This is a genomic window from Enterobacter quasihormaechei (genome assembly GCF_004331385.1).
GTDB lineage: Bacteria > Pseudomonadota > Gammaproteobacteria > Enterobacterales > Enterobacteriaceae > Enterobacter > Enterobacter quasihormaechei.
The window spans coordinates 164,134-184,675 of sequence record NZ_SJON01000005.1; the positions used below are offsets into that span (position 1 = coordinate 164,134).

23 protein-coding genes are annotated in these 20,542 nt (G+C 54.7%); 8 read left to right on the forward strand and 15 right to left on the reverse strand.

The genetic code is table 11. The features are described 5' to 3' along the window. Nucleotides 1-2: 2 nt before the first annotated feature. Complete coding sequence (locus E0L16_RS09430; RefSeq protein ID WP_003857665.1) at nucleotides 3-143, forward strand: hypothetical protein; 141 nt, start codon at nucleotides 3-5, stop codon at nucleotides 141-143. A gap of 56 nt (nucleotides 144-199) precedes the next feature. Here the strand turns inward: E0L16_RS09430 and E0L16_RS09435 are convergent, their stop codons facing one another. The 6 genes from E0L16_RS09435 to E0L16_RS09455 all read right to left on the reverse strand — a co-directional run bounded on the left by E0L16_RS09435 (nucleotide 200) and on the right by E0L16_RS09455 (nucleotide 4,874). Then, nucleotides 200-1,606, reverse strand: coding sequence for a DUF1996 domain-containing protein (locus E0L16_RS09435; protein ID WP_131636797.1), 1,407 nt, complete (start codon nucleotides 1,604-1,606; stop codon nucleotides 200-202). Between the two features lie 144 nt (nucleotides 1,607-1,750). After that, a complete protein-coding gene (locus E0L16_RS22030) occupies nucleotides 1,751-1,918 on the reverse strand; it encodes a hypothetical protein (RefSeq protein ID WP_063867029.1) in 168 nt (55 codons plus the stop codon). A gap of 118 nt (nucleotides 1,919-2,036) precedes the next feature. After that, nucleotides 2,037-2,246, reverse strand: a complete 210-nt coding sequence (fumD, locus tag E0L16_RS09440; RefSeq protein ID WP_003857676.1) for a fumarate hydratase FumD — start codon at nucleotides 2,244-2,246, stop codon at nucleotides 2,037-2,039. Nucleotides 2,247-2,354: 108 nt separating this feature from the next. After that, entirely contained in the window at nucleotides 2,355-3,167 is an 813-nt protein-coding gene (locus E0L16_RS09445) for a MetQ/NlpA family ABC transporter substrate-binding protein (RefSeq protein WP_063448942.1), read from the reverse strand. Between the two features lie 23 nt (nucleotides 3,168-3,190). Beyond that, entirely contained in the window at nucleotides 3,191-3,859 is a 669-nt protein-coding gene (locus E0L16_RS09450; RefSeq protein WP_063448943.1) for a methionine ABC transporter permease, read from the reverse strand. After that, on the reverse strand, nucleotides 3,852-4,874 hold the full coding sequence (locus tag E0L16_RS09455; protein ID WP_131636798.1) for a methionine ABC transporter ATP-binding protein: 1,023 nt from the start codon (nucleotides 4,872-4,874) through the stop codon (nucleotides 3,852-3,854). Before E0L16_RS09455 ends, E0L16_RS09450 begins: the two co-directional genes overlap by 8 nt. A 399-nt stretch (nucleotides 4,875-5,273) precedes the next feature. Here E0L16_RS09455 and E0L16_RS09460 point away from each other — a divergent pair, with 399 nt between their 5' ends. The 5 genes from E0L16_RS09460 to lpp all read left to right on the forward strand — a co-directional run bounded on the left by E0L16_RS09460 (nucleotide 5,274) and on the right by lpp (nucleotide 10,150). Next, nucleotides 5,274-6,644, forward strand: a complete 1,371-nt coding sequence (locus tag E0L16_RS09460) for a pyridoxal-phosphate dependent enzyme (protein ID WP_131636841.1) — start codon at nucleotides 5,274-5,276, stop codon at nucleotides 6,642-6,644. A 12-nt stretch (nucleotides 6,645-6,656) separates the two neighbouring features. After that, on the forward strand, nucleotides 6,657-7,802 hold the full coding sequence (locus tag E0L16_RS09465) for a trans-sulfuration enzyme family protein (protein WP_131636799.1): 1,146 nt from the start codon (nucleotides 6,657-6,659) through the stop codon (nucleotides 7,800-7,802). 73 nt (nucleotides 7,803-7,875) lie between these two features. Beyond that, a complete protein-coding gene (gene ynhH, locus E0L16_RS22345; RefSeq protein ID WP_427854524.1) occupies nucleotides 7,876-8,172 on the forward strand; it encodes a protein YnhH in 297 nt (98 codons plus the stop codon). A 7-nt stretch (nucleotides 8,173-8,179) separates the two neighbouring features. Beyond that, the gene (pykF, locus tag E0L16_RS09470) at nucleotides 8,180-9,601 is read left to right on the forward strand and encodes a pyruvate kinase PykF (protein ID WP_003857687.1); all 1,422 of its coding nucleotides are present in this window, start codon (nucleotides 8,180-8,182) and stop codon (nucleotides 9,599-9,601) included. Nucleotides 9,602-9,913: 312 nt separating this feature from the next. After that, entirely contained in the window at nucleotides 9,914-10,150 is a 237-nt protein-coding gene (gene lpp / locus E0L16_RS09475; RefSeq protein WP_001082307.1) for a murein lipoprotein Lpp, read from the forward strand. 60 nt (nucleotides 10,151-10,210) lie between these two features. Here lpp and ldtE read toward each other — a convergent pair whose 3' ends face one another. The 7 genes from ldtE to sufA form a co-directional block, all read right to left on the reverse strand. Beyond that, entirely contained in the window at nucleotides 10,211-11,224 is a 1,014-nt protein-coding gene (gene ldtE / locus E0L16_RS09480) for a L,D-transpeptidase LdtE (protein ID WP_131636800.1), read from the reverse strand. 97 nt (nucleotides 11,225-11,321) lie between these two features. Beyond that, complete coding sequence (gene sufE / locus E0L16_RS09485) at nucleotides 11,322-11,738, reverse strand: cysteine desulfuration protein SufE (RefSeq protein ID WP_063448947.1); 417 nt, start codon at nucleotides 11,736-11,738, stop codon at nucleotides 11,322-11,324. Between the two features lie 14 nt (nucleotides 11,739-11,752). Beyond that, nucleotides 11,753-12,973, reverse strand: a complete 1,221-nt coding sequence (gene sufS, locus E0L16_RS09490; RefSeq protein WP_063867041.1) for a cysteine desulfurase SufS — start codon at nucleotides 12,971-12,973, stop codon at nucleotides 11,753-11,755. Continuing rightward, nucleotides 12,970-14,241 carry a Fe-S cluster assembly protein SufD gene (gene sufD, locus E0L16_RS09495; protein ID WP_131636801.1) on the reverse strand — a complete coding sequence of 424 codons (1,272 nt, stop codon included), beginning with the start codon at nucleotides 14,239-14,241 and terminating at the stop codon, nucleotides 12,970-12,972. Before sufD ends, sufS begins: the two co-directional genes overlap by 4 nt. After that, nucleotides 14,216-14,962, reverse strand: a complete 747-nt coding sequence (gene sufC, locus E0L16_RS09500) for a Fe-S cluster assembly ATPase SufC (RefSeq protein WP_063448950.1) — start codon at nucleotides 14,960-14,962, stop codon at nucleotides 14,216-14,218. Before sufC ends, sufD begins: the two co-directional genes overlap by 26 nt. A 9-nt stretch (nucleotides 14,963-14,971) precedes the next feature. Then, entirely contained in the window at nucleotides 14,972-16,462 is a 1,491-nt protein-coding gene (gene sufB, locus E0L16_RS09505) for a Fe-S cluster assembly protein SufB (protein ID WP_063448951.1), read from the reverse strand. An 8-nt stretch (nucleotides 16,463-16,470) separates the two neighbouring features. Further along, nucleotides 16,471-16,839, reverse strand: a complete 369-nt coding sequence (gene sufA, locus E0L16_RS09510; RefSeq protein ID WP_003857741.1) for a Fe-S cluster assembly scaffold SufA — start codon at nucleotides 16,837-16,839, stop codon at nucleotides 16,471-16,473. Between the two features lie 505 nt (nucleotides 16,840-17,344). Between sufA and E0L16_RS09520 the strand changes: the two genes are divergently transcribed. Together E0L16_RS09520 and E0L16_RS09525 are read left to right on the forward strand one after the other, a co-directional pair. After that, nucleotides 17,345-17,704 (forward strand): CHAP domain-containing protein, encoded by a 360-nt coding sequence (locus tag E0L16_RS09520; protein ID WP_131636802.1) that lies wholly within the window; start codon nucleotides 17,345-17,347, stop codon nucleotides 17,702-17,704. Between the two features lies 1 nt (nucleotide 17,705). Further along, entirely contained in the window at nucleotides 17,706-18,158 is a 453-nt protein-coding gene (locus E0L16_RS09525) for a DUF3828 domain-containing protein (RefSeq protein ID WP_131636803.1), read from the forward strand. Between the two features lie 110 nt (nucleotides 18,159-18,268). On the opposite strand, the gene E0L16_RS09530 is transcribed toward E0L16_RS09525, so the two are convergent. Then, nucleotides 18,269-18,997 (reverse strand): MerR family transcriptional regulator, encoded by a 729-nt coding sequence (locus tag E0L16_RS09530; RefSeq protein ID WP_063867053.1) that lies wholly within the window; start codon nucleotides 18,995-18,997, stop codon nucleotides 18,269-18,271. A gap of 189 nt (nucleotides 18,998-19,186) precedes the next feature. Then, nucleotides 19,187-20,407 carry a diguanylate phosphodiesterase gene (locus E0L16_RS09535; RefSeq protein ID WP_131636804.1) on the reverse strand — a complete coding sequence of 407 codons (1,221 nt, stop codon included), beginning with the start codon at nucleotides 20,405-20,407 and terminating at the stop codon, nucleotides 19,187-19,189. Nucleotides 20,408-20,542: the final 135 nt, after the last annotated feature.

The following is a 20,542-nucleotide window of genomic DNA, read 5'->3' on the forward strand; positions in this document are numbered from 1 at the left end:
ACATGGAAATTGATCTCGATAACTTAGTCTTTAACGGGCTGGATGAAGCAGAAGAGCGCAACGCGGAACGTCTCGACGACGCGGATAAAAAAGCCCAGGCGATTGTCGCCGATGACGACTGCGGCGATGCCTGCAAGATCTGACGAGAAAGCACCGGAAGCCCCGGTGCTTTTTTTATGCATGAGGTTTTCACCCGCTATCAGTTCTCCGGCGTTTTGCTAAACCCGGTGAGCATCAGGATCAGACTTTGCGGAGATGATGCCGTCTCAAACTGATAGTGGTTTCCCTGACGATCGCCGCCGATATACCACGATATTTCGGTTTTCCCTTCTGCCAGCGCCTTGCGTACCGCTTTATCGACATCCACCATCCGGTATTCGCGAGCGTGGTTCAGGTACAGTACCGCATCCGACCGGTAGTTGCAGGACGGTCGCGCGTGCCAGTTCACGCTGGCCGGATCCCAGTCGTTGCTCGCCGGATAGAAGAAGATTTGATCCGCGCCGTTGGTTTCCACTTTCCCGCCATAGATACGTACGCGGTACTTAAACTGGGCAGGATCCTGTCCGGCAGGCAGCGGAGGAATGTTGAACTTCACCAGCGACAAGGTTTCGCTGTTTTTCGTCCTTCCGCCGTTCTGCCAGTTATCCTGCACCAGTAAGGCCTGAGGATCGGGCTGCGACAGTGTGGGTTCCAGGCTGCTTAGCCAGACGTTGGCCTTCGCTTTTGAATATCCGTATGGGACAGTGGTGCCGCAATCCAGCCCGCGGTTCATACACAGGTCGGTCATAAAGCGCGCGGCATCTTCCGTCCAGCCGTTCATGAAGTCAGCATGCGCCGTATAGAGGCTTCCCCACCGCTCCTCGCGCTCATTACCGTGCATGATGGGGTCGAGTGAAAGCTGCGCTTTGCTGGTGTCCAGAGCGCTAATCGTCGGGAGCACGTACGCGATATTCATGTTCACCGTCGGGATCTTAATCGGGAAGGCGGACGGACACTGCCCTTTCGTGTCGTAGGTGGCGTTAACCAGACCGTGGGCAGGCTTCAGGTGTACCCCATCCCAGCAGTTGGGGAACTGAATGCCGATATTAAACTGCACGGCATCCTTCGCCTTGCGTAAGCCGCAGACTTCACCCGTTTTGCTGGTGTAGCCCTTACCGTTGGCGCATAAAAAGGTGATATGGGAATTGGGCGCGGTGCCGTGATGATCGCCGGCCAGCAGCGACAGCCCCGCCGGGAACGGGTGCAGCGGCCAGGCGTCAACGTTCGATGCCTGATAATAGGTTTTTTGGTAGGCGGGTTTCACCACCGTTCCGTCCGGCAACCTCAGCGACGGCGCCCAGTAGGCCGAGCTGTCTGCTTTATTATCGCAGGTCGTCTTTTCTTGCGTACGCAGCGATTCGCGGCTGGAGTAAGCGTCCGTTTGCACGTTACCAAAAAAATCGTGCAGCATGGCCTCGTTGGGCATGCCGTACATCATAATGGCATCATCGCCAAGGGTGTGGGAATAACCGCAAACCACGTGCGCCTGTGGCGCAGCGTGCGCCGCCTGCATGGCAAGCAGTAGCGCGGTGGCAGAGAGTGTGGGGGTGAGTACTGTCCGTTTCATTATTATCTCCATCTGAGAAAGGAGATAGTGGTAACAAAACGGCTATCAATTACCGAGGATTTACCTGCGTACTTTTCCGCTCATCCCCGCTTTACAGCAGGCAGGCACAGTTCATTCCAGTACATTTCGCGCGTCCGGCGCAGTTCAGCGTGTCGTTTTAACATAGAACCACTCCGGATCAATGTTGGCTACGTCCACGCCGTACAGGCTGGCGACAGGCAGTATTGACTCAAGAACACGTTGCGCGCTGTTCTCCGCATTCGCTGGTTGGGTGGCAAAAAACCGCCGTAACGTGCCGATCCATTTTTTCATCGTCATTACCCCTCTCGCTTAACCTGAACTCAGTTAAACACGCCTTCGTCATGAAGAGGAAATAACAATACTGACTGTTGATATGCAGGATTTGAGAAACGCCCAAGGCGCCGGCGCGCTAGCCGGCCAGCGCTTTAACGACCGTTTCCATCGCTTTGGTGGTCAACTCGCTGCGCTTAACGCGCTGGTTCGCCAGCGCGGTACGCAGTACGCCCGCAATGACAATATGTTTCGGCTCTTGCCCTAAATCACGCATTTCGAGAACGACCTTGCCTACCACACGACACATCTCCTGGTACAGCGCTTCGTCTTTGGTCACATTGCCCATTGCCATCACTCCGATGCCTTAAACCGTCAGCTTAAAGCATTCGTCGGCTGGATACAAAAAAGAAGCCCGGCGTATTGCTCGCCGGGCTTCGTCTGGAAAATCAGGCGATTAGTTGTTTACCGGGATGACCGCACCTTTGTATTTGGTACGGATCCAGTCCTGGATCTCTTTAGAATGCAGCACGTTCACCAGCGCGACGATATCTTTCTTCTTCTCGTCACCGCGATGGACGGTAATGATGTTGGCGTACGGGTTATTCTCACCGCTTTCAACCGCGATCGGATCGTGCACCGGATCCAGGCCCGCGTCGATGGCGTAGTTAGCGTTAATCACCACCGCGGCACCTTCGTCGTTGTTGTACATCTGCGGCAGCAGGGACGCTTCCACATTCGGGGTAAATTCCAGCTTTTTCGGGTTTTCCACGATATCGCTGATGCGCGCGGTCACTTTATCGATGCCAGGCTTCAGCTTGATCACCCCCTCCTTTTCGAAGATGGAGAGAATACGTCCTTCCTCGGAAACCGCATCACGCATGATGATTTTGCCGCCTTCCGGCAGATCCTTCAGTGATTTGTATTTTTTCGAATAGATACCGATCGGCTCAATGTGGATAGCGCCCGCACTGACAAAATCATAATCCTTATCGCCCGCGTGATCTTTCAGCACGCTGTTCAGATAAGGGATGTGCTGGAAGTAGTTGGCGTCGATGTCACGCCCCGCCAGCGCGGTGTTGGGCAGAATGTAGTCCTGGAACGGCTTAATCTCCAGATCGATACCCTGCTTTGCCAGAATCGGCTTAGCCTGCTCCAGAATTTCCGCGTGCGGCGTGTTGGATGCCCCCACGGTCAGCGTATCTGCCCAGGCGGCAAAGCTCAGGGCGCTCAGGGTGGCTGCGGCGATCAGTGTCAGTGTCTTTTTCATGATGTGGTTCCTGTGTGTATTTATTAGCGTTTATCTAACAGTGAAGTAATGACATCGCCGCAGAACTGGATAATGAACACGATGATCAGAATGGTCACCGTTGCCACCAGCGTGACGTCACCATGGTTGCGCTGGAATCCTTCCAGATAAGCCAGATTTCCCAAACCGCCGGCGCCTATCACCCCCGCCATTGCGCTGTAACTCACCAGCGCAATCAGCGTCACCGTCATGCCTGAAACCAGCGCGGGTGAGGATTCCGGCAGTAAAACCCGAAACACTAACGTGCTCAGCCGTGCGCCCATCGAACGCGTGGCTTCGATAACCCCTTTGTCCACTTCACGCAGGGCGATCTCGACCAGACGGGCGTAAAACGGTGCGGCGCCTACAATCAGGGCGGGCAACGCGGCGTTAGCGCCAAGAATGGTCCCGACGACGGTCTTGGTGAACGGGATCAGCAGCACGATGAGAATGATGAACGGAATGGAGCGAAACACGTTCACCACAATCGACATTACGCTGTAGACCGTGCGGTTTTGAAATAACCCGCCGCGGGCGGTTAAAAACAGCGCCAGACCGAGCCCGATCCCCAGAACAAACGTCGCCACGCCCGAAAGCGCGGTCATGTAGAGCGTCTCCTGAGTTGCAGCCCACAGCTGATCCCACTTCAGGTGCGGAAAAAGTTCTTCAGCCATGCTTAATAACCTCGCCTTCAATATCGCTTTGCTTCAGAACGGCGAGGATATTGTTCAGTTGTTCATCCGATGCCACCACCTGTACCCAGAGCTGCCCGAAAACACCGTGGGCGGTTTGCGTCATTTTGCCGTGCAGGATATTAAACGGCAGGCCGTAGCGCAGGGTCAGTTCCCCGACGATCGGCCTGTGCGTGCTGTGCCCGGTAAAGGTGAGTTTGATGACCGTGCCCTCCAGCCCGGTTGCCAGTTCCGTATTGAAGGTTTCATCTTCGGCGTACTGGCTCACCTGTCGGACAAACTGCTGGGTGATCGGCTGCTGCGGATGCGTAAAGACGCTCAGCACGTCCCCCTCCTCCACCACTTTCCCGTTCTCCATTACCGCCACGCGGTCGCAGATTTTGCGCACCACGTGCATTTCGTGCGTGATCAGCACGATGGTCAGGTTAAAGCGACGGTTAATGTCCAGGAGCAGATCGAGGATCTGATCGGTCGTCTGCGGATCCAGCGCGGAGGTGGCTTCGTCACACAGCAGCACGTCGGGATGATTGGCCAGCGCGCGGGCGATGCCCACACGCTGTTTTTGTCCGCCGCTCAGCTGCGACGGAAAAGCATTCTCGCGCCCCCTCAGGCCGACCAGATCCACCAGCTCGGCGACGCGCGCCTGAATTTTCGCTTTCGGTACACCGGCAATTTGCATTGAAAAGGCGATGTTTTCCTTCACCGTGCGCGACCAGAGCAGATTGAAGTGCTGGAACACCATGCTGATTTTCAGGCGTGCCTGTCGCAGCGCTTCTCCTTTTGCGGCGGAGATATCCTGTCCGTTAATGGTGACGCGTCCGGCGCTGGGCTTTTCCAGGCCGTTCAGCAGACGGATCAGGGTGCTTTTCCCGGCTCCGCTGTAGCCGATAATCCCGTAAATCTGTCCCTGCTCGATCGTCAAATTAACGTTATCAACGGCTGTCAGCGCCACCTTTCCGTTGTCAAAAACTTTCGAAATATTGCTGAGTACAATCATTCTTATTCGTTATCCGTGCCGCGTATAGCGGTTTAGCAGTATGGATGTCCAAAAGATAGTAAACAGCCGTTATCAGCTTTTAAATGACCAAAAAGGAATGTCTTATAACGCGATGAAATAAGTCGCGACCTGGCGGCAGAAAATCGTTTAGATGAATATCAGCAATACATATCCGACTGCTACATATCACCGCCTTCTTACCCGCCTGAATGGGTTGTTTTTTCAGCATTTTGCGCGTATATAGACATCCTCACATCCGGACAACTTTACGTCTCGCTGTCTTTCCATCTGAAAACACGACGAATATTCCTTTCCGTTCTAATACCCAGTGAAACGTTCTTTATTGAGAAAATTTCAGGATCCTATTATCCGGTCATCCCCCTTTTACAGGACATGACCATGATGCTTTACCACTCCATCACCGAACTGATTGGCCGCACGCCGCTGATCCAGCTGCACAAACTGGATACCGGTCCCTGCTCGCTGTTTCTGAAGCTGGAAAACCAAAATCCCGGCGGTTCGATCAAAGACCGCGTCGCACTGTCGATGATTAACGAAGCCGAACGCTCGGGGCAACTGCGGCCCGGCGGGACCATTATCGAAGCCACGGCGGGGAACACCGGGCTGGGGCTGGCGCTGATCGCCGCGCAGAAAGGCTATTCGCTGATCCTGGTGGTGCCGGACAAAATGAGCCGCGAAAAGATTTTCCACCTGCGGGCGCTGGGTGCGCAGGTGGTGTTGACCCGTTCCGATGTCAATAAGGGGCATCCGGCCTATTATCAGGATTACGCCCGGCGGCTGGCGAACGAACTGCCCGGCGCGTTTTACATCGACCAGTTCAACAATGAGGCCAACCCGCTGGCGCACCGCACGACCACCGCGCCGGAACTGTTTGAGCAGCTTGACGGCCAGATCGATGCCATCGTCGTCGGCGTCGGGTCCGGCGGTACGCTGGGCGGCTTACAGGCGTGGTTCGCCGAGCACTCACCGCAGACGGAATTCGTGCTTGCCGATCCGGCCGGGTCGGTGCTGGCAGATCAGGTTGAGACCGGACGCTATCACGATGCCGGATCGTGGCTGGTTGAGGGGATTGGCGAAGACTTTGTTCCTCCGCTGGCGCACATCGAAGGGGTTAAACGCGCCTGGCGCATTACCGATCGCGAAGCCTTCACCACCGCCCGTGAGCTGCTCAAAACGGAAGGGATCCTGGCGGGCTCCTCCAGCGGCACGCTGCTGGCGGCGGCGCTGAAATATTGTCAGGCGCAGACCACGCCAAAACGCGTGGTTACCTTCGCCTGCGACAGCGGCAATAAATACCTCTCGAAAATGTTCAACGACGACTGGATGCGCCAGCAGGGGCTGATCGCGCGTCCGCAGGCAGGGGATCTCTCCGACTATATTGCCCTGCGCCACGATGAAGGCGCTACGGTGACTGCCGTCCCGGACGACACCCTTTCCACCGTGCTGGCCCGCATGCGGCTGTACGACATCTCCCAGCTGCCGGTGCTCGATAACGATAAGGTCGTCGGCATCATCGACGAATGGGACCTGCTGCGACACATCGGGGGGGATGCCGATCGCTTCTCTCTCCCCGTGACGGCGGCCATGACGCGTCAGGTGGAATATCTGGACAGGCAGGCCCCGGAGAGCGCCCTGCACGCCATCTTTGACCGTGGCCTGGTAGCCATTATCTATGACAACGACCGTTTTCTGGGTCTGATCACCCGCAGCGACGTTCTCACCGCCTGGCGTAACCGCCTGGAGAAATAAAAGGAGCAAAAGATGAAAAACCTGGCAACCCTCAGCGTTCACAGCGGCGAGTTTAACGACCCGCACGGCGCCGTCATGCCGCCGATTTACGCCACCTCGACGTTTGCGCAACCGTCTCCGGGTGAGCATACCGGCTATGAATATTCCCGAAGCGGCAACCCCACCCGCCACGCGCTGGAGACCGCGATAGCCGAGCTGGAGGGCGGCACGCGCGGGTACGCCTTCGCATCAGGGCTGGCGGCCATTTCCACCGTGCTCGAACTGCTGGATAAAGACAGCCATATCGTCGCCATTGACGACGTTTACGGCGGTACGTATCGCCTGATCGAAAACGTGCGCAAGCGCAGCACCGGGCTACAGGTGAGCTGGGTTAACCCGGACGATGTAGCCGGTCTTGAGGCCGCCATTCGCCCAGACACCCGCATGATCTGGGTGGAGACGCCGACAAATCCGCTGCTGAAGCTGGCCGATCTGGCGGCCATCGCGGAAATTGCCCGGCGTCATAATGCGATCAGCGTGGCGGACAATACCTTCGCCTCTCCGGTCATTCACCGGCCGCTGGAGGCAGGGTTTGACATCGTGGTGCACTCCGCCACCAAATATCTTAACGGTCACTCAGACGTGGTTGCCGGGCTGGCTGTTGTCGGCGCAAACCAGGAGCTGGCGGATCGCCTGGGCTACCTGCAAAACGCAGTCGGAGGCGTTCTGGATCCGTTCAGCAGCTTTCTGACCCTGCGGGGTATTCGCACCCTCTCACTGCGCGTAGAAAAGCACAGCGCCAACGCGCTGGCGATTGCGCAATGGCTGGAGGCGCATCCGCAGGTTGAAAGCGTGTACTATCCCGGGCTGGCGTCGCATCCGCAGCATGCGCTTGCCCGTCGCCAGATGGCGCTGCCGGGCGGCATGATCTCCGTCGTCTTAAAAGGCGATGCGCAACGCGCGACTGACGTTATCCGCCACCTTACACTTTTTACCCTGGCCGAAAGCCTGGGCGGCGTGGAGAGTCTGGTGAGCCAGCCCTACAGCATGACCCACGCCTCGATCCCGCTGGCGCAGCGCCTTGCCAACGGCATTGTGCCGCAGCTGATCCGCCTGTCGGTGGGCGTTGAAGATGCAAGCGATCTGATCGCCGACCTTCAACAGGCGCTGGAAAAATGAGCAAAAAACGGCGGGCATTGCGCCTGCCGTCATAAGATGACATTAGGCCTTAACGCATTGATAACAAACTTATGTGAATCTGCACAGATTGTTTTTGAAACACTGTTTCCATTTTCCTTTTTGCTGCAAATCAGCGTATAATGCGCGCCAAATCCCTGGTGAATGGTTTCAGCGCTTGGAATACAAAAAACAACGTACAACTTCTCCTCTCCTCCGTTGGGCTGGCACTCAGGCACACTTTCTTCTGCACGCTCATTTGATGTCACCTATTCTTAGTGCGTGTCATATACTCTTTCGCAACACAGGTTTGACTCCGCGGCGGTGCGCCCCCGGAGCGAGATTTCCATATCCTTCCCAACTTAAAGACTAAGACTGTCATGAAAAAGACGAAAATTGTTTGTACTATCGGCCCGAAAACCGAATCCGAAGAGATGCTGAGCAAAATGCTGGACGCCGGCATGAACGTGATGCGTCTGAACTTCTCCCACGGTGACTATGCTGAACACGGTCAGCGTATCCAGAACTTGCGCAACGTGATGAGCAAAACCGGTAAAAAAGCCGCGATCCTGCTCGACACCAAAGGTCCTGAAATCCGTACCATCAAACTGGAAGGCGGTAACGACGTTTCTCTGAAAGCGGGCCAGACCTTCACCTTCACCACCGACAAATCCGTTGTGGGTAACAACGAAATCGTTGCCGTGACCTACGAAGGTTTCACCAGCGATCTGTCCGTTGGCAACACCGTGCTGGTGGATGACGGCCTGATCGGCATGGAAGTAACCGCGATCGAAGGTAACAAAGTTATCTGTAAAGTGCTGAACAACGGCGACCTGGGCGAAAACAAAGGCGTTAACCTGCCGGGTGTGTCCATTGCTCTGCCAGCGCTGGCTGAAAAAGACAAACAAGACCTGATCTTCGGTTGCGAACAAGGCGTTGACTTCGTTGCTGCGTCCTTTATCCGTAAACGTTCTGACGTGGTTGAAATCCGTGAGCACCTGAAAGCGCACGGCGGCGAGAACATTCAGATCATCTCCAAAATCGAAAACCAGGAAGGCCTGAACAACTTCGACGAAATCCTCGAAGCGTCTGACGGCATCATGGTTGCGCGTGGCGACCTGGGCGTTGAAATCCCGGTTGAAGAAGTGATCTTCGCGCAGAAGATGATGATCGAGAAATGCGTTCGCGCGCGTAAAGTGGTTATCACCGCAACGCAGATGCTGGACTCTATGATCAAAAACCCACGCCCTACCCGCGCGGAAGCGGGCGACGTGGCGAACGCCATCCTCGACGGTACCGATGCCGTTATGCTGTCTGGCGAATCTGCGAAAGGGAAATACCCTCTGGAAGCGGTCAGCATCATGGCGACCATCTGCGAACGTACCGACCGCGTGATGAAAAGCCGTCTGGATTACAACAACGACAGCCGTAAACTGCGCATCACCGAAGCCGTGTGCCGTGGTGCGGTAGAAACCGCCGAAAAACTGGAAGCCCCGCTGATTGTTGTGGCAACCCAGGGCGGTAAATCTGCGCGTGCCGTGCGTAAATACTTCCCGGATGCAACCATCCTGGCGCTGACCACGAACGAAACCACCGCGCGTCAGCTGGTGCTGAGCAAAGGCGTGATCCCACACCTGGTGAAAGAGATTGCGTCTACCGATGATTTCTATCGTCTGGGTAAAGAAGTGGCGCTGGAACTGGTTGATTGTGGTCTGGCACAGAAAGGCGACGTTGTGGTTATGGTTTCTGGTGCGCTGGTACCAAGCGGCACAACCAACACCGCATCTGTTCACGTGCTGTAATAATTCCCGAACAAATTATATTTTTGTTAAAAAGCGTCCTTCGGGGCGCTTTTTTTATTCCCGCCTTTAACCAGAACTATTCAAAAAGCAAATCGGGTTTTTCTATTTAATCGCGATTTATCTAAGATGAATCCGATGAAAAATGCCTTTTTTAACATAGCTTTTTCGTCAAAATTGCCGATTTCGTTGCTTCTTTGAGCGAACGATCAAAAATAGGCGTAATCCCATCAAAAAAATATTCTCAACCCAAAAAACTTTGTGTAATACTTGTAACGCTACATGGAGATTAACTCAATCTAGAGGGTATTAATAATGAATCGTACTAAACTGGTACTGGGCGCGGTAATCCTGGGTTCTACTCTGCTGGCAGGTTGCTCCAGCAACGCTAAAATCGATCAGCTGTCTTCTGACGTTCAGACTCTGAACGCTAAAGTTGACCAGCTGAGCAACGACGTGAACGCAATGCGTTCCGACGTTCAGGCTGCTAAAGACGACGCAGCTCGCGCTAACCAGCGTCTGGACAACCAGGCTACTAAATACCGTAAGTAATAGTACCTGTTAATAAAATGGCGCACATTGTGCGCCATTTTTTTTGCCTGTGTCAAACTCCTACTGAATCACCTTCTCTCCCTCGCCTTCCGCCACCGCCGCTGAGACACGACTGTTTTGAACAGACAGGACAGAACTGCTGGCTGCCGAACCGTTACCCGTTGAAACAGCAACCGGGATCCCCGCCCTGCGCGCCAGCGCTTTATCGATGAGCGTTTTATCGCTCCCTGAGTGCGCTGCAAAGGCGGTAAACGCCGCAGAGTGCACAAATGGCACCGTCTGTGGGTTTTCGCCCTCAGCCTGCGCCAGCGGCCTGTGTACCTCGATATAGCGTTTGCCGTCCGGCTCCACAGAGAACTTCACCGGCTCATTGATAATCTGAACCCGCGTGCCGACGCGCGCTTGTTCAAACAACGCTTTGATATCCGGCGCGTTCATACGCATACAGCCCGAGCTGACCCGCAGCCCCACGCTGTCCGGTGCGCTGGTGCCGTGGATAAGATATTCCCCATTGCCGATGCCCAGACGCAGCGCATAGCGCCCCAGCGGGTTATTAGGCCCGGCGGGTACCACAGCCGGCAGTTTTATGCCCTGGGCCAGTGAGCGCGCTCTGATGCCCGCAGGCGGGGTCCAGGTGGGATTGGGGATCTTCTGGCTCACACGGGTGGTGCTGACCGGCGTTTCCAGCCCAAGCTGACCGATACCCAGCGGATAGACCTGAACGATATTTTCACCCGGCGGATAGAAGTAAAGACGCAGCTCCGCCAGATTCACCACAATGCCTTCACGATCGGTGTCCGGCAGCAGCATCTGGGAAGGAATGGTAATGACCGTTCCTGGCGCAGGGTTCACCGGTGCAATGGTATTATTGGTTTCAAGAATAAGCTGTGCTGCGGTATTAAACCGACGAGCGATAGCCTGGAGCTTATTGTCGCCTTCCTGAATGGTGTATGTCTGGTTTTGCCCAATCAGGCGGCTGCCTGCGGGCGGTAAAGGGTAATCAACCGCCCTGGCTGAATTAACAGCACTGAGCGAACCAAGGAGTAATAGAGTTATTAGAGACGCGCGCTTCATGCTGAGATTCCTTATTCACTGACTGAACGTCAGAAAGCTGAAAAACCAGCGAGGTGGAAACCACCCCGCGAAACAGAATGAATGCTGTTCAGTTAGTTTAGCTAAGGATTGCGGCTTTGGCGCGAATGGCGCGGATCATCGCTTCCAGCCCCTGGGATCGGGACGGGGTGAGGTGTTGGGTTAAGGCCATTTTTTCAAACCACGGACGGACGTCAAAGGCGACAATATCCTGCGCCGACATCCGGTGATAGAGAATAAATACGACGGCAATAAGCCCCTTCACAATGGCGGCATCGCTGTCGCCCTGCAATTCGATTACGCCATCATCCGTCTGCTGCATCAGGATCCAGACCTGGCTCTGGCAGCCCTGAATGATGTTGTTAGGGTTATGCGCCTCTTCGCTGAGCGGCGGCAGGCGCTGCCCCAGCTCGATAATATAAAGGTATTTCTCTTCCCAGTTTGCGCAACGTCCAAAGTTGCGCAGCAGTTTATCTCTGTCCGGCAAATCTGCCATCTCTCGCCTCTCCGTTAGCCAAGCAGCTGGTGAATACGTTTTAGTCCCGCCACCAGTCTGTCGACTTCTTCCGTTGTGTTGTACATCACCAGCGATGCGCGGCACATGGCCGGTACCTGATAATACGCCATCAGCGGCATCGCGCAGTGATGCCCGGTACGTACGGCGACGCCGTAATTATCCAGGAAACTGCCCACATCATAAGCGTGATGCTTGCCGAGGTTAAAGGCTATCACACCCAGACGGTCAGCAGGGCCGTATAAGGTCAGTTCCGGGACGCTGGCAAGCTCCTGCAAGGCGTACTGCATCAGCAGCTGTTCGTACTGCTGAATTGCCGCCAGCCCCGTTTCAGAGACGTAGCTAATGGCGGCACCCAGTCCGATGATCCCGCCGGTGTTTGGCGTACCCGCCTCGAAGCGCCACGGGGCCCGGGCGTAAGTGGTTCCTTCCGTCAGGCTGACGGTGGCGATCATCGAGCCGCCCCCTTCCCACGGCGGCATGGCCTGAAGAATATCCTCCTTCACATACAGCACACCGATGCCCGTCGGGCCATAAAGCTTGTGCCCGGAGAAAACGTAGAAGTCGCAGTCCAGGGCCTGAACGTCAACCGCATGGTGCATGACCGCCTGGGCACCATCAATCAGCACTTTTGCACCGGCCTGATGGGCTTTATCGATAATCAGCGCCACCGGATTTTCCGTCCCCAACACGTTTGAAACGTGAGTAACGGCCACCAGCCGCGTCCTGTCGTCCAGCAGGGCGTCCAGCTGTTCAAGCTGGAGCGTGCCGTCTTCATTCAGGGGAACCACCCGCAGCTGGGCCCCTGCGCGCTCACAGAGCATCTGCCAGGGCACGATGTTGGCATGGTGCTCCATCTGGGTGATGATGATGTTATCCCCCGCGTGCACCTGTGCATTGCCCCAGCTGTTGGCCACCAGGTTGATCCCTTCGGTGGTTCCACGCACGAACACCAGCTCTTCCGGCAAACGCGCGTTGAGGAAGCCCGCGACCTGGGTACGCACGTTTTCCATGCGCTGGGTCGCCTCGGCGCTCAGGGTGTGGATCCCGCGATGTACCGCCGCGTAGCCGTGGCGGTAAAATTCAGCTTCCGCATCCACCACCTGATTCGGTTTTTGCGCGCTGGCCGCGCTGTCGAGATAGGCCAGCGGCAGACCGTTCACTTCACGGGTCAGTACCGGAAAATCGGCCCGGACTTTCTCTACGGGAAATGTCATGCTTCGCCTCCAGGCAGCCGCTGACCGATACGGGCCAGCACCTTCTGTTTAAGTCCGCCGTCGGGCAGCGCTTCCGTCAGCTCAGCCGCAAAGGCGTAAATAATCATCTTTTGCGCGGCCTGCTGGTCTATCCCGCGCGAGCGCAGGTAGAACATCTGCTCGTCGTCAATACGCCCGACCGTCGCGCCGTGGCTGCACTTTACGTCGTCCGCGTAGATTTCCAGCTGCGGCTTGGTGTCCACCTCAGCCAGACGTCCCAGCAGAAGGTTGTTGTTGGTCATCTGCCCGTCAGTTTTGATGGCGTGCTGCGCCACGTTGATCAGGCCGTTAAACACCGCACGACCTTTGTCGCTGACGATAGTTTTATGCAACTGACGGCTGTTGCAGTAGCCTTTGTTGTGCTCAAGCCAGGTGCGCGTGTCGCACACTTCTGCCTTCACCGGCATCGCCAGGCTGTTCATGCGCAGCGTGGTGTTCTCACCGTTCAGCTGGGTACTGGTGTTGTGGCGTAACACCGCGCCGCCAAGCAGGAAGCTGTGGCTGTACGCCGCGGCATCCTGGCCCAGCAGAATATCGTTGTGGGCGAAGTGGTGACTGAGCGGATTCTCAAACGCCAGCTTGATATGGTGCAGCTGGGCGTTGGCCGCCACGTTCATCGTCAGACGCGAGCCGGTAAAATGACGGGTGTCGTTCAGACTAACGTAATGCTCAATCACCGTCGCTTCCGCCCCTTCTGCCAGCTCGAGATGGTGGCGATAGTGGGCAGTGTTGATCTCGTCGCCCTCAACGCCCTGCGTGATATGCATCAGCAGCAGCGGTTTCGCCGGACGCTGGTTACGCTTAACACGAATATGGGTGACAGACTGCGACAGGCTCTCCGTGAGGTGCAGAAAGACTTCAGGCTGGACCGGAGCGCTCAACGACTGGCGCTCGTCGTTAATGGCGATATCGAACCCGCTCTCCTCCACGCTGTCGCTGAGTTCCTCCCGGAACTGCCCGTCAACAAACACCAGACGCACGGCATCCACGCTCAGCGCCAGCGCATCGCGCTGGCCAGGGCTAACCTGGGCCAGGCGCGTGACAAACTCGCCGTTCAGCAGACCGTCCAGCGGGGTATACTTCCAGTTCTCATGCTTACGCGTCGGTAAACCGAGACGCAGCAGCTGCTGGAGATGGTGCTGAGCCTGTTCTGAACGCGAATCACCCTGCGCTTCAAACAATCGGTGCCACTGCTGGAGTGCATTACTGCTGTTCGGTAAGCCAGCCATAACCCTGCTCCTCCAGTTGTTTAACCAGGGTAAAATCACCGGATTTCACAATGCGTCCCTGGTAAAGCACGTGGACATAGTCCGGTTTGATGTAGTCCAGAATTCGCTGGTAGTGCGTCACGATAATAAATGAGCGGTTCCCGTCACGCAGGGAGTTCACCCCGTCGGCAACGATCTTCAGGGCATCAATATCCAGCCCTGAATCGGTTTCATCGAGAATGCACAGCTCCGGCTCAAGCACCGCCATTTGCAGAATATCGTTACGTTTTTTCTCACCGCCGGAGAAACCCACGTTTACCGAACGGGTGAGCAGATCTTCCGGCATTTTCAGCAGCTTGATTTTCTCTTCCATCAGATCCTGGAAGTCAAAGCGATCCAGCGCCTCAAGCCCGCGATACTTGCGCACCGCGTTCAGCGCGGTTTGCAGGAAGAACTGGTTGCTGACGCCCGGAATTTCAACCGGATACTGGAAGGCCATAAAGATGCCCTCACCGGCACGCTCTTCCGGCGACATCTCCAGCAAATCTTTGCCGTTAAACTCAACGGAGCCGCTTATGACTTCATAGTCCTCGCGTCCTGCCAGCGTCGCTGAAAGCGTACTTTTCCCGGAGCCGTTTGGCCCCATGATGGCGTGAACTTCACCCGGCTTGACGTCAAAATTGAGGCCACGCAGGATCGCTTTCTCTTCCACGCTGACCTGTAAATCTTTAATGCTTAACATGTGCTTTCCTTAACCGACGCTGTGTTCAAGACTAATGGCGAGGAGTTTCTGGGCTTCAACGGCAAATTCCAGCGGCAGTTCGGAGAACACGTCCTTACAGAAGCCGTTAACAATCATTGAAATCGCATCTTCTTCACTGATCCCGCGTTGCAGGCAGTAGAAAAGCTGATCTTCACCGATGCGTGACGTGGTCGCCTCGTGCTCCAGCTGGGCGCTGTTATTGCGGCACTCGACGTACGGGAAGGTATGTGCCCCGCAGTCGGCGCCAATCAGCATGGAATCGCACTGGGTAAAATTACGCGCGTTGGTGGCCGTCGGCATGATTTTCACCAGCCCGCGATAGCTGTTCTGGCTGTGTCCGGCGGAGATCCCTTTTGAAATGATGGTCGATTTGGTGTTTTTACCGATGTGGATCATCTTGGTGCCGGTATCGGCCTGCTGATGACCGCTGGTCAGCGCCACGGAGTAAAATTCCCCGATGGAGTTATCCCCGCGCAGGATGCAGCTCGGGTATTTCCAGGTAATGGCGGAGCCGGTTTCTGACTGCGTCCAGGACATTTTGCTGTTTTCGCCTTCGCACAGCGCGCGTTTGGTGACGAAGTTCAGAATACCGCCGGTATTGCCGTCGCCCGGGAACCAGTTCTGCACCGTAGAGTATTTCACTTCCGCGTCTTTGTGGATGATCACCTCAACCACCGCCGCGTGCAGCTGGTAGCTGTCGCGCACCGGCGCGGAACAGCCTTCGATATAGCTGACGTAGCTGCCCTCATCCGCCACCAGAATGGTGCGTTCAAACTGCCCGGTTTTTTCTGCGTTGATGCGGAAATAGGTCGAAAGCTCCATCGGGCAGCGTACGCCTTTCGGCACGTAGATAAAGGTGCCGTCTGACGCCACCGCCGCATTCAGTGCAGCAAAGAAGTTATCGTTACTGGGCACCACGGTGCCGATGTATTTTTTCACCAGCTCAGGGTGATCGTGAATGGCTTCACCAAAGGAGCAGAAAATAATCCCCTGCTCCGCCAGCTTTTCACGGTAGGTGGTCGCCACCGAGACGGAGTCAAAAATGGCGTCTACCGCCACCTCTTTACCCTCGCGCACGGGCACGCCGAGCTGATTGAACGCCTCTTCCACCTCTTTGCTCAGGAAGCTGTTCTCTGCACCGGTTTGCTGTACCGCGCCGGGCTGCGAGGCACAGGTGTCATCACAGCTGCCGCAGGACGGCGCGGAGTAGTAGCTGTAATCCTGATAGTTCAGCTTATCGTAGTGCGCTTTCAGCCAGTGGGGCTCTTCCATCTCCTGCCACGCACGAAACGCGCTCAGGCGAAACGCCAGCATCCATTCAGGCTCGTTACGTTTGGCCGAAATGGCGCGCACGACATCTTCACTGATGCCTTTCGCCAGCTCATCGGTTTGCAGCTGCGTGAAGAACCCCTCTTTATAGTTGAGGTTTCCGCCGCTCCAGGTGTTTACATCACTCGTTGCTTCAGTATTACGAGACATAGTACCGCCTATACCCCAAAGCTTTCGCCGCAGCCACATTCGTTCTGGGCTTTCGGGTTATGAAATTTGAATAACTGGTTTAAACCTTCACGAACGTAGTCGACTTCGGTTCCATCGATAAACGGCATAGCCTGTAGCGCGACGTAGAGCTTAGCGCCGTCGGTTTCAAAGACCAGGTCATCCTTTTCAGGTTCGGTGACGGTGTCCAGCACGTAGCCAAACCCCGCGCAGCCCGTCTGCTTAACGCCTAAACGTACGCCGAGGATGTCGGGGTTTTTAGCCACCAGCTCATGAATGTGTGCCGCCGCCGCGGGCGTAAGCGTTAAGCCACGCCAGGCAAAATCGGCCGGATTGAAGGTTTCTGAATGCAATTCCATAGGTCCACCTCATCTGATAAGCCACCAGGCATAACACCATGTTAGTGATAACGATTATCACTTCAACCCCCTGACAGCAGGGGCTTTGGGCTAAACCGCCCTTTTTGGCTACTTTCTTTAAGCATAGACCCTGTGACGGGATGCGGATGGGATGGTGATATTTGTTCAATGCATTGATAAATAATGCATTTCAGAGAAAAGACGGTAAAGCATGGGGCAATGATAAAAATTGCATTGAAAATACCTATTTTTGAGATAGATTTTTTATTTTCATGAATGCAGTCGATTATTAAAAAATCAGCCGCTTAATTCATCATAGCGAAAAACAATAGCGGGAATAAAAAATGTTCGTACGTACCGGGCATAAAGATGTTTGATGGATAAATTAATCATTATTTATCAAACTGATAGTGGTTAAACTCCGATCACGATTAATTACATAAACTCGTCACTTTTCGGCGTAATGTTTCCCTTGTTAACCAGTCAATCAGTAAGGGATTACATTATGTGGAGCGCCCATAAAGCCGCAGTATATGCTCGTCAGCATGCTAGCCAGCATAGCCAGAAAAGATGCGCAGAATTCGTTTCAAAAGCCATTCGCGCCGGCGGTGCTAATCTACAGAACACGCATTATGCTAAGGATATGAAAAGCAATTTAATTCTGGCTGGCTTCCACCAGGTTTACGGTGAGCCTGTTGAGGGTGATGTGGCGGTGATCCAGCCCACAGCCCACCATCCCTATGGCCACGCATGCCTCTATGGCGGGAACGGCGTCTGGTACTCTGATTTTGTTCAGAGAACAATGTATCCGGGAAAAGAATACCGGGAAGTAAAGCCAGCGTATGCAATTTACAGACATGACTGATATGAAAAAAATAATTCTGGCGGGCCTGCTTCTGCCCACTCTCGTATCAGGAGCACAGACGTTACCTCCTGAAGCATCCGCTGCCCTTCAGTTTAATAAGTGGTACATCTCGCAAATTATTAGCGGGAAAGAGCCCCAGAAAAACTATGACGCGCTGAGACCCTACGTCACCCGTGAAACCATCAGCAAACTCAAAGCGATGGATAAGCTGGATCCAGATGAATATGACGTGCCAGACGTCGATATGTTCATTAAGGCTCAGGGATATGAAGATGACTGGGGCGTAGTCAGTGCGCGGGCGCTGGATTACGATGCCGCCTGCATGCAGGTCTACATTTCATTCGGCAAAAAGCGGGATCACACCGTGATTGACTGCATGGTCAAGGAAGATAGCGAATGGAAAGTTGAATCCGTGGCCAGCATGAATATTCCAGACAACCTGACGATGGAGTAAACCGACGATATGACAGAGGTACTGATGCCATGCATCTTCGCGGATACCCCTGTCGTATCGCCAGAAAGCAAAAAATCCGCGCTGGTGGTTTACCGTCGGACCCCTTAACTTCAGTGATGGAACGCGACGGCAAAGCCCTGTTCACGCCAGTGGTCGAGCTGTTGCTGCTGGCGAGGCGTTGGCTCTTTACCGGTCCAGACGAAAATTTTTTGCCCCGGGAAGAGTTCCGGACGCGGAGAATCAATCGGCTCGGCCAGCACGTCAATATGCCAGCCCTTGTAGGCCAGACGGGCCGCTTCCAGCCACAAATGCGTACGGTCGTCGCACTCCCACCCTATCAGCAGCGCGTCTTTACCGGCTTTTTTGCGCGATTCCACCAGGCTTGTAACGGCAAACTCAATCAGGACGCCATCAAGCAGGCTCGCCATATGGCGCACCGTATTCTGGTCCTGGTTCATTCGCTGTCGTACAGGGGTGATGATGTTATCAATCAGAACATCCATCGCATGATCGCGACGGAACTCACCGATTTTGGCGCGCAGCTTTGCCGGATTGGCGTAGCGCAGAACGGTTAACATCTCTTCCTGAAACGATGCCCAGTTCCCCTGAGTCATCACTTCTGTATTTTCAAGAAGCGCTTTTACTTTGCCGACCGAAACACCCGTTTTCATCAGGCGTTTGATCTCTTCGATACGCAGGATATCTTCATCGTCAAACTGACGATGACCCCCTTCGCTGCGCTGCGGCTTCAACAATCCATAACGGCGCTGCCAGGCACGCAGCGTAACGGGGTTGATACCGCATCGTTCGGCCACTTCGCCGATACTGTAATAGGCCATTAACTCCCTCACGCACAATACTTCCATACCTAACCAAACCAACCTTATCAGATTGTACAATATATTTGTATAACTAACTCCGGCTTCGGAGGCAAGTGAATGGCCCAGAGAACCACTCACTCGTTAATGTATTGTTGTATAAATTTAGCCAAACGTACAGGTAACTCTTAAGAGTTACGTACAGGATTTCTATAAATCGTACTTTTTCTCTGGCCAGGCAATCGCCGGAATGCCCCCCAGACGCGGGCTGGCGAACAGGTTTCCCTGGAACTGAGAAATACCGGCAGATTCCAGCCACATCCACTCTTCGGCCAGCTCTACGCCGACTGCGCAGAACAGAATTTCCAGGGACGCGCAGCATTTAATGATCGCCTGAATGATAGCCTGACGCGGGCCGCTCTTGTGCACGTTGGCAATCAAATCACGATTAATCTTAATTCTGTCCGGCTGGAACTGGGCCAGCAGTTGCAGACCGGCGAATCCGGCCCCAAAGTGATCGATAGCCACGCTAATGCCGGCGCTTTTGAGCTGTCTGACCGCGCTGGTGAACTCCTCAAAGCGCGAGATCGCCTCGCTCTCGGTGAACTCGACCACAATTTGCTCCGGCACAAAACCGTTCGCCTCTATTGCCGTAAGTAAAAAATCGACGGCACCGGGAACATTGACCAGCGTCATTGGCAGCAGATTGATGGACAACGTTTGATTTCCCAGGCCCAGCGCGCTGGCCATCGACAGAGCTACCTGCTTGCTCTGTAAATCCGATTCGTACAGCGCCTCACGCGGCTGGTTAGCAAAATACTCTTCGGGCGACTCCCCGGACGGCGTGCGGAGCAGGGCTTCCCATGAGACCACCTGCTGCATAAACGGATCGACGATAGGTTGAAATGCGAAACTACAGTCAGCCCCTTTTGCCACAACCGTCGGCTGCGAAGATAACGGCGTGTTTTCGGTGACAAACTCCCAGGAATCCGCCGAAGGCAGCTCAAAATAGTTCGCTTTTTCAGTGGCTTCAACGAACGTGCGGAAAAATTGCAGGGCGCGATCGTTATACGTCAGCTGATAGCGGGTGGTGCCTTTATCGAGAACCTGTTGCAGCACTTCGTCCGTGTCGTACTGACGAAGGTCAAATAGCTCCATACCAGCGTTGCCAAAGCGCCGTGAAGGACCGTGATCGCTCAATAATTCAACCACGTTGTGATGCCGTGGGTCGCGGCAGATGAGCTGATAGATCTCATTTACGTTCTCAGCGGGCCCTTCAAGTAATTGAAAAAAGTGTGTGCCGTTAAACAGCAAAATCCCCGTTACATCTAACTGGCGATTTCTACAATTTGCAGCATCGACCATGTCTTCCAGCGCTTTAACTGGAACGTCCTCGCAGATATGACTGCGGTAAATAATGGTTGTGAGCATGCTAATCCTGGAGATTGAAGGGGTGACCACGAAAACGCGTGGGGAGAACTCTGTTATAGCACATTTATTGCCCAACAAATAATTTACATCTCAACGATTTACGCGGCGTCTTTACGCTATTTGCTGGCTTGTACA

Excerpts from the sequence above, each read along its gene's own strand:
- E0L16_RS09535 (WP_131636804.1), bottom strand. The coding sequence starts at position 20,407 with ATGCTCACAACCATTATTTACCGCAGTCATATCTGCGAGGACGTTCCA.
- sufC (WP_063448950.1), bottom strand. The coding sequence starts at position 14,962 with ATGTTAAGCATTAAAGATTTACAGGTCAGCGTGGAAGAGAAAGCGATC.
- E0L16_RS09435 (WP_131636797.1), bottom strand. The coding sequence starts at position 1,606 with ATGAAACGGACAGTACTCACCCCCACACTCTCTGCCACCGCGCTACTG.
- E0L16_RS09455 (WP_131636798.1), bottom strand. The coding sequence starts at position 4,874 with ATGATTGTACTCAGCAATATTTCGAAAGTTTTTGACAACGGAAAGGTG.
- E0L16_RS22030 (WP_063867029.1), bottom strand. The coding sequence starts at position 1,918 with ATGAAAAAATGGATCGGCACGTTACGGCGGTTTTTTGCCACCCAACCA.
- sufD (WP_131636801.1), bottom strand. The coding sequence starts at position 14,241 with ATGGCTGGCTTACCGAACAGCAGTAATGCACTCCAGCAGTGGCACCGA.
- E0L16_RS09460 (WP_131636841.1), top strand. The coding sequence starts at position 5,274 with ATGATGCTTTACCACTCCATCACCGAACTGATTGGCCGCACGCCGCTG.
- sufE (WP_063448947.1), bottom strand. The coding sequence starts at position 11,738 with ATGGCAGATTTGCCGGACAGAGATAAACTGCTGCGCAACTTTGGACGT.
- E0L16_RS09520 (WP_131636802.1), top strand. The coding sequence starts at position 17,345 with ATGTGGAGCGCCCATAAAGCCGCAGTATATGCTCGTCAGCATGCTAGC.
- E0L16_RS09465 (WP_131636799.1), top strand. The coding sequence starts at position 6,657 with ATGAAAAACCTGGCAACCCTCAGCGTTCACAGCGGCGAGTTTAACGAC.
- E0L16_RS09450 (WP_063448943.1), bottom strand. The coding sequence starts at position 3,859 with ATGGCTGAAGAACTTTTTCCGCACCTGAAGTGGGATCAGCTGTGGGCT.
- fumD (WP_003857676.1), bottom strand. The coding sequence starts at position 2,246 with ATGGGCAATGTGACCAAAGACGAAGCGCTGTACCAGGAGATGTGTCGT.
- pykF (WP_003857687.1), top strand. The coding sequence starts at position 8,180 with ATGAAAAAGACGAAAATTGTTTGTACTATCGGCCCGAAAACCGAATCC.
- E0L16_RS09430 (WP_003857665.1), top strand. The coding sequence starts at position 3 with ATGGAAATTGATCTCGATAACTTAGTCTTTAACGGGCTGGATGAAGCA.
- E0L16_RS09525 (WP_131636803.1), top strand. The coding sequence starts at position 17,706 with ATGAAAAAAATAATTCTGGCGGGCCTGCTTCTGCCCACTCTCGTATCA.
- E0L16_RS09530 (WP_063867053.1), bottom strand. The coding sequence starts at position 18,997 with ATGGCCTATTACAGTATCGGCGAAGTGGCCGAACGATGCGGTATCAAC.
- sufA (WP_003857741.1), bottom strand. The coding sequence starts at position 16,839 with ATGGAATTGCATTCAGAAACCTTCAATCCGGCCGATTTTGCCTGGCGT.
- E0L16_RS09445 (WP_063448942.1), bottom strand. The coding sequence starts at position 3,167 with ATGAAAAAGACACTGACACTGATCGCCGCAGCCACCCTGAGCGCCCTG.
- sufS (WP_063867041.1), bottom strand. The coding sequence starts at position 12,973 with ATGACATTTCCCGTAGAGAAAGTCCGGGCCGATTTTCCGGTACTGACC.
- lpp (WP_001082307.1), top strand. The coding sequence starts at position 9,914 with ATGAATCGTACTAAACTGGTACTGGGCGCGGTAATCCTGGGTTCTACT.
- ldtE (WP_131636800.1), bottom strand. The coding sequence starts at position 11,224 with ATGAAGCGCGCGTCTCTAATAACTCTATTACTCCTTGGTTCGCTCAGT.
- sufB (WP_063448951.1), bottom strand. The coding sequence starts at position 16,462 with ATGTCTCGTAATACTGAAGCAACGAGTGATGTAAACACCTGGAGCGGC.